The organism is Spiroplasma endosymbiont of Danaus chrysippus, from assembly GCF_902809815.1.
In the GTDB taxonomy this organism is placed as follows: Bacteria; Bacillota_I; Bacilli_A; order Mycoplasmatales; family VBWQ01; genus Spiroplasma_E.
The window spans coordinates 138,125-150,858 of the sequence record NZ_CADDIL010000006.1; the positions used below are offsets into that span (position 1 = coordinate 138,125).

Consider the following 12,734-nt stretch of genomic DNA (forward strand, 5'->3'; position numbering starts at 1 on the left):
TACTTAGCCCTTTTTACTAGACCATTAATTTAAAAAAAACTTGAATGTATTCGAAAAACAATTGTGTTATACAATTAACACTAATTTTGACATGAAAGGATTTTTAATAATGGATAAAATTAAACAAATAGCATTAGTAATTAACAAGTTAAATATCAAACAAAAAATTCAAATTATTGATGATAGCAAAAACCAATATTCAATTAGATATCTTTGCCAACATCTTCAACTAAACCGATCAACATATTATTTTGTAAAAAACAAACAAAACCCTATTAAAAAAGAAAAAAATCAAATTAGTAATTGTACACATAAATATCAAGAATTATGCCAACTTTTACTTGAATTTCATTTTACAAGAAAAGGACAAATTTATGGCTATTTACGAATTTTTTCAGCATTTAAAGAATGATTAAAACAATACAAACATATTATTTTAAATCTAGAATTATCAACAAAACAAATGCGAAAAATTATGAAAGATCACAATCTTCAAGGATTAAAACAAACTAAAAATAACTATCCTAAAAACAAAAAAAATCCAAATAAGTGAATACCTACAATGGATAAAGTAAACAAAGATTATAAAAGTACAACCTCTTCAAATCAAATTTGATCAATGGACACTAAACAAATAAATACTAAAGAAGGTTGATTATATCTTTTTGTAATTATTGATTTTTATTCAAATAATATTGTAAGCTATAATACATGTTCAAACAAATCCTATCAAGATTTAATCCTTCCTGCACTTGAAAAAATAAATCAACAATTCTCTTGAAACCAAGTAAAAAACGTTATTTTACACTCAGATAACGCCAACGAATTTTATTGTCAAGACATCACAAATTGAGCTGCTGATAAGCAAATAATTTTAAGCAAAAAACAACCTTATGATATTGGTGGCAATGTAATATCTGAAAACTGATTTTCTCATTTATCTCAAGAATGACTACCTAAAGGTTCAAATCAATATTTTTCTCTCAATGAAGCTATAAATGATGTAAACCAATATATTATGTTTTATAATTACGAAAGAATACATTCTAAATTTCTAAAACCACCAATTTCACAAATAAAAATTTAAAACTGTCTATCCAAAAGTGGTCCAGTATTTAGGGCTAACCACCTTTTGTATAGTTGAATTTATAAGTATTTCTTTTAAATTTGGTACTACTTCTAAAGACATTTTATTTCTCCACTTCTTTTGTTAAAATTCAAGAATACTACAGAAAATATTTTAATTATTTTCTATTCAAATCGCGATTAATAACTGCTTTTAAATATTGTCCAGTATAAGACTTAGGATTTGTTATTACTTGTTCTGGTGTTCCTGTAGCAATGATTTCACCACCAAATTTACCACCCTCAGGCCCTAGATCAATAATGTAATCAGCAACTTTAATAACTTCTAAGTTATGTTCAATTACAACAACAGTATCACCATGATTAACAATTTTATTTAAAACTTCAATTAACCTTTTGATATCATCAACGTGTAAACCAGTAGTTGGTTCATCTAAAATATACATAGTTTTGCCAGTAGCACGTTTTTGTAATTCTTTAGCTAGTTTCACTCTTTGTGCTTCACCACCAGATAATTCAGTAGCGGGTTGTCCTAATTTTACATATCCTAATCCCACTTCTTGTATCATTGCTAACTTTTTATGGATTTTTGGATGATTAGCAAAAAAAGTTAATGCTAAATCAACAGGCAGTTCTAGTACATCATAAATATTTTTACCTTTATATTTAACTTGTAATGTTTCACTATTATAACGTTTTCCTTCACAAATTTCGCAAGTTACATAAACATCAGGTAAAAAATGCATCGCAATTTTAATAACACCATCACCAGAACAACGTTCACATCTTCCTCCCGGTACATTAAATGAAAATCTACCTTTAGCATATCCTCTAATTTTTGCTTCTGGTGTTTGTGTAAATAAATCACGAATATCATCAAAAACTGAAGTATAAGTAGCAGGATTACTCCTTGGTGTTCTGCCAATTGGTTCTTGCGAAATAGCAACAATTTTATCAATAAATTCAATCCCTTTTATTGCTTTATGTTTCCCTGGTCGTTGTCCCTTTAAACCTAAATACTTTTGAATACTAGTATATAAAATATCATTAACAAGCGTTGATTTACCACTTCCTGAAACACCAGTAACACAAATAAATTTACCTAAAGGTAATTTAACATTTATTTTACGTAAATTATTAGCTTGTGCTTCTTGAATTTCAATAACTTTGCCATTACCACTTCTTCTTGATTTAGGTAACGCAATAAATTTTTCACCATTTAAATATTGTCCAGTAATTGAATTAGGATTATTAGCAACTTGCTGTGGTGTACCTTCAGCAATTACTTCACCACCATAAATTCCAGCTTTTGGACCAATATCAATTAATCAATCTGCTGCTCACATTGTATCTTCATCGTGTTCTACTACTAATAATGTATTATCAAGATCTCGCATTTGTTTTAAAGTTTCAATTAACTTAACATTATCACGTTGATGTAAACCAATTGAAGGTTCATCAAGAACATACAATACTCCTGTTAATTGTGAACCAATTTGAGTTGCTAGTCGAATTCGTTGTGATTCACCACCAGATAAAGTTTGTGCCATTCGTGATAAGTTTAAATAACCTAAACCAACATTAGTTAAAAAACTTAAACGATTAATGATTTCTACTAATATTAATTTAGCAATTTCTTGTTGATAAGGTAATAATTTAATATTTAACATAAATGTTAAACTTTCTTCGATGTCTAAATTAGTATATTGACTAATATTCATTTCTTTATTATTTTCATCTTTAATTTTAACTGCTAGTGCAAATTCATTTAATCTTGTTCCTTGACAAGTTAAACAAGTACGTTCACTCATAAATTTACGATAATAATCACGGGCAAAATCACTAGTTGTTTCTAAAAAACGTCTTTCAATTAAAGTGGCAATACCTTCAATATAATCATGATTAGGATATTTACGACCATTTGCCGAAGTAATACTGAAAGTAATGGCTTTATCACTACCACGCATAATATAATTAAGTTGTGCTTTTGTTAAATTTTTTAATGGCTGATTCAAATCAATTAAATAATGATAACAAAGAACTTTTAATTTTTGTCATTCTAAATTACTAGTACCAACTAAGTTTTTATAATACTCAATGCCACCATCATTAATTGATAATTTTAAATCTGGCATTAATAATTCTTCGTCAACTTCTAATTTTACTCCCAAGCCTTTACAATCAAAACACGCTCCACTGGGTGCATTAAAAGAAAATAAACGCGGTTCTAAACTGGGAATTGAAAATCCACAAATTTTACAAGCATATTTTTGAGAAAATAATCACGTTTCATTTGTTTGCGATAAAATAACCTTTGCTAAAGCATTACTATGATTTAAAGCAACTTCTAAAGCATCATGAATTCGTGAAATAGTATTATCATCATTGGTAAATTTAATACGATCAATAACAATATCAATATCATGACGTAATGATTTATTCAATTCAATTGGTTCATCTAAACTATATATTTTATTATTAATTTTAACTCGCAAAAAATTTTCTTGTTTTAATTTTGCTAATAAATCTTGATGACTACCTTTTTTAGCGTTAATAACTGGTGCTAAAATTTCAATATTAGTATTATCTTCTAACGTTTTAATTTTATTAACCATTTCTTTTAAAGTTTGCGTGCTAATTGGACCATGACCCTTATTACAATAAGGAGTTCCAATCCGTGCATAAAGTAAACGCAAATAATCATAAATTTCAGTAACAGTACCAACAGTACTGCGAGGATTATTACTTGTAGTTTTTTGATCAATAGAAATTGCTGGTGCTAAACCATCAATAGCATCAACATCAGGTTTTTCACTGTTTCCTAAAAATTGACGAGCATAGGCTGAAAGTGATTCAACATATCTTCGCCTTCCTTCTGCATAAATTGTATTAAAAGCTAATGATGATTTACCACTTCCTGAGACACCAGTAATAACTACTAACTTATACTTTGGAATTTTAATATTAACATTTTTTAAATTATGTTCACGTGCACCTTTAACAGTAATATATTTTTGATTATCTGTCATTTATTCCTCCACTTATATTCTCTTTCTAATTAATTATATACTATATATAGTTAACTTTAATAGCATTATTGTTAATTAATACTAAAGAATATCAATTATAATTAGTTTAAAATATTATCTAAATCAATATTTAAAATTTTAAAATTATTTATTGCAAAAAAAGTATATAAAAACTTAAATTACAAAAAAATGAACAATATATATTCAAAAATGAAATACAACAATTGCTCATTTTATAATAAAATTTAAAAAATAGAATTAATTATGGGAATGTTTAGTAAGGTGGTTGCTACTTAGCTACTTAGCCCTTTTTACTAGACCATTAATTTAAAAAAAACTTGAATGTATTCGAAAAACAATTGTGTTATACAATTAACACTAATTTTGACATGAAAGGATTTTTAATAATGGATAAAATTAAACAAATAGCATTAGTAATTAACAAGTTAAATATCAAACAAAAAATTCAAATTATTGATGATAGCAAAAACCAATATTCAATTAGATATCTTTGCCAACATCTTCAACTAAACCGATCAACATATTATTTTGTAAAAAACAAACAAAACCCTATTAAAAAAGAAAAAAATCAAATTAGTAATTGTACACATAAATATCAAGAATTATGCCAACTTTTACTTGAATTTCATTTTACAAGAAAAGGACAAATTTATGGCTATTTACGAATTTTTTCAGCATTTAAAGAATGATTAAAACAATACAAACATATTATTTTAAATCTAGAATTATCAACAAAACAAATGCGAAAAATTATGAAAGATCACAATCTTCAAGGATTAAAACAAACTAAAAATAACTATCCTAAAAACAAAAAAAATCCAAATAAGTGAATACCTACAATGGATAAAGTAAACAAAGATTATAAAAGTACAACCTCTTCAAATCAAATTTGATCAATGGACACTAAACAAATAAATACTAAAGAAGGTTGATTATATCTTTTTGTAATTATTGATTTTTATTCAAATAATATTGTAAGCTATAATACATGTTCAAACAAATCCTATCAAGATTTAATCCTTCCTGCACTTGAAAAAATAAATCAACAATTCTCTTGAAACCAAGTAAAAAACGTTATTTTACACTCAGATAACGCCAACGAATTTTATTGTCAAGACATCACAAATTGAGCTGCTGATAAGCAAATAATTTTAAGCAAAAAACAACCTTATGATATTGGTGGCAATGTAATATCTGAAAACTGATTTTCTCATTTATCTCAAGAATGACTACCTAAAGGTTCAAATCAATATTTTTCTCTCAATGAAGCTATAAATGATGTAAACCAATATATTATGTTTTATAATTACGAAAGAATACATTCTAAATTTCTAAAACCACCAATTTCACAAATAAAAATTTAAAACTGTCTATCCAAAAGTGGTCCAGTATTTAGGGCTAACCACCGGATCATCAGTACTAATTTCATTTGGACAAGTAGCGTTTCAAAGTGGATTTAATCCGATTTTAATGATATGTGCCTGAATTTTAGGCGGTATTTTAATTTTGCCAGAAATGTTATTACTAGCAGAAACTGCTATTTCTTTTCCAGGAAATGGAAGTGCTTATTATTGATTAAAAAAAAGCAAATTGAATGGCTTGTTCGTTTTGATTGGGATGGATTTTAGTTTTAATGGTTAGTGCTCTACCGTTACTTCTGCTACTTTAGCATTAGGTAATATTATTGGTACTTTAGCTCATATTACTAACCAATGGTTGATAAAATTATTTGGAATTTTAATTTTATTTGCATTAGCTATAGTCCAAATATTTATTAAAAATAGTTCTGGAAAAACACAAATTATTTTTACAATTTTAAAAGAATTACCAATTACTTTTGTTTTATTTATTGCTATGATTTATGGCAATACAGATAGCTTTAATAGTGAAATAGTTCAAAAAGATTTATCAAAAATTTTTCTTGCAACTTATGTTTTATTACCAGCAACAACAATGACACTATTTGCCTATTCAGGAATTGAAGCAATAACTTATGTTACTGAAGAAGTAGAAAATCCAAGAAAAAATGTACTTTGAGCTTTAATTGTTGCAACAGGACTAATTATCTTTTTATATTTAATACTATTAATTGCTTTGTTAACTATTAATGAACCACTTTCATGATTAGATAAAATGATGGATTTAGTAACGTTTGATATTATGCTATTATCAATAATCCTAATATTCCTCGTGTTTTAGCTTATATTTTTTCAGGACTAGCAATTTTATTATTTGTTGGTTCACTAAATGCATTTCTACTTTATCAATCACGTTTAATTTTTAAAATGAGTGAAGAAAAAGATTTGTTTAAATTTTTTTCAAAAAACAACTAAAAGAACTAATATGCCATGAGCTGCTATGCTACTATTAATATTTGCTGCTTTAATTTATATTTTATGAAATCAATTGTATGAAGTAACTAATTACTTTATTATTGCTATTAGTTTTTTAAAATTAATTGTTAATTCGGTCATTATCTTTTTAAGGCGCAAACATTCAGAATACCAAAAGATTTTTAATAATTTTTGATTTTACTTTTTCATTATTATTGGTTATTTAGGAGCAATAATTGCTATTGTTGAATCATTTTTAGCAATGTATTATTATGGTACACAAAATAATAATATGTGAGCATTATGAAATTCACTAATTTTAATTGCTGTTATGTTAGCAGGATATCCTGTTTACTATATTAAAAATTATGTAGTTAAAATTGTTAACAATTTTAAAAATCAAAAAAAAGATAATCAATCATAAAAAAATAATCTTATACCTTATTTACTTTCTTGTGCTAATAAAAAATTTTTAATATGCGCACCATAAAGATAATTAACAATATTCTTATTTTTATTAACAACACGATGACAAGGAACAATAATTGCTAATGGATTTTTACTTAAAGCTGAACCCACTGCCCTACTTGCTTTTGGATAACCTATTTTTTGCGCTAATTCTTGATAAGTTAAAGTTGTCCCAAATTGAATAGTACAAGTTTTACTCCATACTAATTCTTGAAAAGGAGTTCCTTTTAAAGCTATTGGTAAGTTAAAATCACTTAATTTTTTATCAAAATACATTGCTAGTTGTTTTAAACAATTAACTACCACTATATTACTACTATCCTTAGCAACTTGACGAGTATTAACAAAACTAACTTTTACTACTTGTTCTGCAACTACTATGATTTCAATTAAACCTATTTTAGTAGTTAAATAACCATATTTTTTCATATTTTTTATTACCCCTTTATTTTATTTAAACTATTACTTTCTTTTACAAGTTCTTGTAATATTTTATTATCAAAATTTTGTTTTAACAAATCTGAATTTTCAACAATCTTTTCAATAGATCAATCTCACCATTTTATATTTTGTAATTTTTGAACTATTTTTTTAGAAAAACGATATTTTATAATTTTAGCAGGATTACCACCAACAATAGCATAAGAAGGCACATTTTTTGTAACTACACTTTTAGCTGCAATTACTGCCCCAGTAGCAATAGTTACCCCTCTTAAGATTGTCACATCATGACCAATTCAAACATCATTTTCTATCACTGTTGGTGATTTAATCGGAAATTTATCTAATTTATCTTTTTCTGTAACTTCTGATAAATTTAATGATTTATAAAATAATGGTAAAGGAAATGTTGAAACTGCACAATAATTATGATTGCCACCATTCATTATAAATAAAACACCTTGTGCAATTGAACAAAATTTACCAATAATTAATTCATCATCTATCATATTTGGAAAATGATAAATTATATTTTTATTTTCAAAATCAATAGCTGCTTGCTCACCATTAAAATCATGATAATAAGTATAATCACCAATAAAAATTTTAGGTTTAGTAATATAATTTTTTATTAAAAATATTGTTGATATATGAGGATTAATTTTAGTATTTGGACTTATCAAAATACCTTTTTGTGCTTTATCGATCAACTTATTTTACTCCTTTATTTTTCACTTTCAATATTCAAAATTAAATCACGAAGTGAAGCTGCCTTTTCAAAATTTAAATCTTTAGCTGCTTGTAACATTTCAACTCTTAAATCAGCAATTATCTTTGTTTTAGCAGTTATTTTTGTTTTACCTTTACTTGAATTTAAAATTTTTAAATCAACATCTAATTGTCTAGTACTTACGATTTCACTCAACGGTTTTTTAACAGTAACTGGTACTATATTATATTTTTTATTATAAGCAAGTTGAATTTCTCTTCTTCTTTGCGTTTCTTCAATTGCTTGTGTCATTGCCTCTGTCTTAATATCTCCATATAGTATAACATGACCATTAACATTTCGTGCTGCGCGACCAATAGTTTGGATTAATGATTTAGTATTACGTAAAAAACCAGATTTATCAGCATCCAAAATACAGATTAATGACACTTCTGGTACGTCTAATCCTTCACGTAATAAATTAATACCAACAATAACATCAAAAACACCTTTTCTTAAATCTAACAAAACTTTAGTACGTTCTAATGTTTTTAATTCATTATGAATATAAGCAACTTTAATTTTTTGTTCTTGTAAAAAATTTGATAATTCTTCTGCCATTCTAATTGTTAAAGTAGTAATAAATACTCTTTCATTATTTTTTGTTCGTAATTTTATTTGATTAATAATATCTTCCATTTGATTTTTAGTTGGTTTAATTTCAATTGTTGGATCTAATAAACCTGTGGGACGAATAATTTGTTGAACTGGTACATTAAAGGGTTCAACTTCATTTTTAATTAAAGATAATTCATAATCAGCAGGAGTTGCTGAAGTATAAATAACTTGCTTTAACTTATTAGAAAATTCATTAAAATTTAAAGGACGATTATCCAAGGCACTAGGTAAACGAAAACCATATTTTACTAATGTTTCTTTTCTGCTACGATCAGTATTATACATTCCTCTAATTTGCGGTAATGTCATATGAGATTCATCAATAATTGTTAAAAAATCATCTGGAAAAAAATCAATTAAAGTATATGGTGCTGAACCCACTTCTCTATTTTCTAAATGACGAGAATAGTTTTCAATACCACTACAAATACCAAATTCTTTTAAGGATTCTAGATCGTGTTCTGTTCTTTGTTCTAATCTTTGCGCTTCTACTAACATATTATTTTTTCTTAGTTGTGCTAATGTTATTTTTAACTCTTCAGTAATTTTAATAATTGCCTGATCAACACGACTTTTACTAGTAATATAATTTTGCGCAGGAAAAATTGTAATAAAGGGAAAACGTTCTAAAACATTAGCGCCTAATGTATCAATACGTGCTATTTCTTCAATTTCATCACCAAATAAACTAATTCTTAAATAAAATTGATCATTTCAAGATGGAACTAACTTTATTAAATCACCTTTTGCACTAAAACTACCCGGTTCTAATGTAATATCATTACGTACATATCCATTTTTAATTAGTCTTAATAATAAATCTTTTCTATTAATTTTTTGTCCTTTTCTCAATTCAAAAAAGTTATCTTTATATGCTGTTGGTTCTTGTTCACCATAAATTGCTGCTACTGATGCTACAACAATAACATCTTTACTAATAGATAAACCATTTAAAGCACTTAATCTTAACATTTCAATTTCTTGATTTTGTTTAGAATTTTTATCAATATAAGTATCGGTTTTTGGTAAATATGCCTCGGGTTGATAAAAATCAAAATATGAGACAAAATATTCAACGCGATTTTCAGGAAAAAAAGTTTTCAATTCTCCATATAATTGCATAGCTAATGTTTTATTATGTACTAAAATTAAAGTTGGTTTTTGCACTTGCACAATAACATTGGCCATTGTAAAAGTTTTACCCGTACCAGTGGCTCCTAATAATACTTGGTATTTAATATTATTCTTAATAGCTACTACTAATTTTCTAATTGCTTCAGGTTGATCACCTGTTGGTTTATAAGGCGCTTTTAATTTAAACATAACTTTATATTCCTTTAAAACATTCTATATACAATACCATATTATTTTAAATAAAATAATAATAAAACTTTTATATAATTAAAATTATTATAAAACAATATAAATACTATACTTATTTTTTGATTTTTATAAGTATAAAAAATTATAATAAATTTCTTAAAAAATTTAAAGTTTAGTTATCAAATAAATCCAATGTTTAAAATTGACTTATTATCGTTTATATTTTATTTTACTTAGAATATAGTAAAATTTTAAACAGATAATTAAAATAATTTTTATATAAATTAAAAAAACTAAAAAGGGGGAATGATTATGAAAACATTATTAACAGCAGTAAGTCTTTTAACATTTGCAACAACCACAGGAAACTTAAATTCTATTTTAAGCACCGAAATTAAAACTACAAATATTTTAAATAATGAACCCATAAATTATGAAGGTGAAGATAAAATTATTACTAACTATGAATATCAATATGAACTTGCTATATCGTATATATACATTAATAGCAGTACTTTAGATACTTGATTTAAACTTTTTTCTTTAAATGACCTTGAAAAATTAAGAGAAAAAATATACTATGATACTTCATCTTTTCCTTATCAAGGTAATGGATGAGAAAAGATTAGCATATATGAATTAACTGAAAAATTAATAAATAATTTTTCATCTTTAATTAAAGTACGTGGATATAATACCTATGGAATTATAGTAACTTATCATGAAGCACCTAAGGAATTATTTTTTCTAGCACCACAATTTTCACCAAATACTCACGATAAAAATATAATAGAAAAATATTATAAATTTTTATGACATGATACTTTAAAAATTGCATTAAGTCGATATGAATGACAAAAAATTTTAAATACTAATAAAAATAAAACTGAAATTTTTAATATTATTTCTAGATTTCCCGAATGAGATGCAAGTGGTTGAAAAGGTTATATTTCAAACGAAGATTTATATACTTTATCTGAAAAAATTATTGAGAATTTTAATCAATTAAAAACTAAATTCGAAAATAGTAATACAGGATGAAAAGTAGTAACTAACACTACTGGCTCATGAACAGAACTTGAACAAGAATAAAATATACTTACAAAAAAATAATGAAAAGAAAGAGAGAAAAAAAATAATGTTTAAAAAATTTAAAGAAATTTTCAAAAAGAAAAAATGACATTGTGATTATTGTAAAAAAAATTATCCTCTACTTTGTCCAATCAAAGGATTAGAAAAAGATGGAGAAGATTTTGAAAAAAAACCAAAAGATTAATTTTATACTTTAAATAAAAATAGGCAAATGCCTAGAGGCTTTTTAGTAATCTGTGTTTCTTTGTTTTACAAAGTACTAGTTCAGATTAATTCTGTCTTCAAATTTTATCATAAAATGAGCAATTGCTGTATTTCAATTTTGAATAGGCAATGTTCATTTTTTTGTGATATTTTCAATTGCTAAGNTAATTTAAAAAAAACTTGAATGTATTCGAAAAACAATTGTGTTATACAATTAACACTAATTTTGACATGAAAGGATTTTTAATAATGGATAAAATTAAACAAATAGCATTAGTAATTAACAAGTTAAATATCAAACAAAAAATTCAAATTATTGATGATAGCAAAAACCAATATTCAATTAGATATCTTTGCCAACATCTTCAACTAAACCGATCAACATATTATTTTGTAAAAAACAAACAAAACCCTATTAAAAAAGAAAAAAATCAAATTAGTAATTGTACACATAAATATCAAGAATTATGCCAACTTTTACTTGAATTTCATTTTACAAGAAAAGGACAAATTTATGGCTATTTACGAATTTTTTCAGCATTTAAAGAATGATTAAAACAATACAAACATATTATTTTAAATCTAGAATTATCAACAAAACAAATGCGAAAAATTATGAAAGATCACAATCTTCAAGGATTAAAACAAACTAAAAATAACTATCCTAAAAACAAAAAAAATCCAAATAAGTGAATACCTACAATGGATAAAGTAAACAAAGATTATAAAAGTACAACCTCTTCAAATCAAATTTGATCAATGGACACTAAACAAATAAATACTAAAGAAGGTTGATTATATCTTTTTGTAATTATTGATTTTTATTCAAATAATATTGTAAGCTATAATACATGTTCAAACAAATCCTATCAAGATTTAATCCTTCCTGCACTTGAAAAAATAAATCAACAATTCTCTTGAAACCAAGTAAAAAACGTTATTTTACACTCAGATAACGCCAACGAATTTTATTGTCAAGACATCACAAATTGAGCTGCTGATAAGCAAATAATTTTAAGCAAAAAACAACCTTATGATATTGGTGGCAATGTAATATCTGAAAACTGATTTTCTCATTTATCTCAAGAATGACTACCTAAAGGTTCAAATCAATATTTTTCTCTCAATGAAGCTATAAATGATGTAAACCAATATATTATGTTTTATAATTACGAAAGAATACATTCTAAATTTCTAAAACCACCAATTTCACAAATAAAAATTTGGGAATGTTTAGTAATCTGTGTGACTTACAAAAATAACTATGTTTAATTAATTCTAGTAAATATAATTTATATATCTAGAAAGAGTGAGTTACAGATGGCTAAAAAAGATAATCTTAATAACAAT

Annotated in this window: 11 protein-coding genes and 1 pseudogene; 8 read left to right on the top strand and 4 right to left on the bottom strand. The window is 25.3% G+C overall.

The features are described from left to right. Positions 1-91: 91 nt before the first annotated feature. Positions 92-1,087 carry an IS3 family transposase gene (locus SPIRDC1_RS08430; RefSeq protein ID WP_174479968.1) on the top strand — a complete coding sequence of 332 codons (996 nt, stop codon included), beginning with the start codon at positions 92-94 and terminating at the stop codon, positions 1,085-1,087. Positions 1,088-1,244: 157 nt separating this feature from the next. On the opposite strand, the gene uvrA is transcribed toward SPIRDC1_RS08430, so the two are convergent. Next, positions 1,245-4,115 carry an excinuclease ABC subunit UvrA gene (uvrA, locus tag SPIRDC1_RS08435; protein ID WP_174481400.1) on the bottom strand — a complete coding sequence of 957 codons (2,871 nt, stop codon included), beginning with the start codon at positions 4,113-4,115 and terminating at the stop codon, positions 1,245-1,247. 389 nt (positions 4,116-4,504) lie between these two features. On the opposite strand from uvrA, the gene SPIRDC1_RS08440 reads away from it, so the two are divergent. The 4 genes and pseudogenes from SPIRDC1_RS08440 to SPIRDC1_RS08455 all read left to right on the top strand — a co-directional run bounded on the left by SPIRDC1_RS08440 (position 4,505) and on the right by SPIRDC1_RS08455 (position 6,893). Continuing rightward, the gene (locus SPIRDC1_RS08440) at positions 4,505-5,500 is read left to right on the top strand and encodes an IS3 family transposase (RefSeq protein WP_174479968.1); all 996 of its coding nucleotides are present in this window, start codon (positions 4,505-4,507) and stop codon (positions 5,498-5,500) included. A 16-nt stretch (positions 5,501-5,516) separates the two neighbouring features. Beyond that, on the top strand, positions 5,517-5,777 hold the full coding sequence (locus SPIRDC1_RS08445) for a hypothetical protein (protein WP_174481401.1): 261 nt from the start codon (positions 5,517-5,519) through the stop codon (positions 5,775-5,777). 18 nt (positions 5,778-5,795) lie between these two features. After that, positions 5,796-6,335: pseudogene (locus tag SPIRDC1_RS08450) on the top strand (amino acid permease); the annotation flags it as partial. 144 nt (positions 6,336-6,479) lie between these two features. Continuing rightward, entirely contained in the window at positions 6,480-6,893 is a 414-nt protein-coding gene (locus SPIRDC1_RS08455; RefSeq protein ID WP_174481402.1) for a hypothetical protein, read from the top strand. Positions 6,894-6,910: 17 nt separating this feature from the next. Here the strand turns inward: SPIRDC1_RS08455 and SPIRDC1_RS08460 are convergent, their stop codons facing one another. Genes SPIRDC1_RS08460 through uvrB form a run of 3 tightly spaced genes read right to left on the bottom strand, consistent with a single transcriptional unit; the run spans position 6,911 to position 10,088 of the window. Next, a complete protein-coding gene (locus SPIRDC1_RS08460) occupies positions 6,911-7,366 on the bottom strand; it encodes a methylated-DNA--[protein]-cysteine S-methyltransferase (protein ID WP_174481403.1) in 456 nt (151 codons plus the stop codon). A gap of 8 nt (positions 7,367-7,374) precedes the next feature. Further along, positions 7,375-8,085, bottom strand: coding sequence for a CatB-related O-acetyltransferase (locus tag SPIRDC1_RS08465; protein ID WP_438363304.1), 711 nt, complete (start codon positions 8,083-8,085; stop codon positions 7,375-7,377). 17 nt (positions 8,086-8,102) lie between these two features. Then, a complete protein-coding gene (uvrB, locus tag SPIRDC1_RS08470; protein WP_174481404.1) occupies positions 8,103-10,088 on the bottom strand; it encodes an excinuclease ABC subunit UvrB in 1,986 nt (661 codons plus the stop codon). A gap of 312 nt (positions 10,089-10,400) precedes the next feature. Here uvrB and SPIRDC1_RS08475 point away from each other — a divergent pair, with 312 nt between their 5' ends. From SPIRDC1_RS08475 to SPIRDC1_RS08485, 3 genes are all read left to right on the top strand, one after another. Beyond that, complete coding sequence (locus tag SPIRDC1_RS08475) at positions 10,401-11,180, top strand: hypothetical protein (protein WP_174481405.1); 780 nt, start codon at positions 10,401-10,403, stop codon at positions 11,178-11,180. Positions 11,181-11,226: 46 nt separating this feature from the next. Next, a complete protein-coding gene (locus SPIRDC1_RS08480) occupies positions 11,227-11,364 on the top strand; it encodes a hypothetical protein (RefSeq protein ID WP_174481406.1) in 138 nt (45 codons plus the stop codon). A 251-nt stretch (positions 11,365-11,615) separates the two neighbouring features. Then, on the top strand, positions 11,616-12,656 hold the full coding sequence (locus SPIRDC1_RS08485) for an IS3 family transposase (protein ID WP_174481407.1): 1,041 nt from the start codon (positions 11,616-11,618) through the stop codon (positions 12,654-12,656). Positions 12,657-12,734 lie beyond the last annotated feature (78 nt).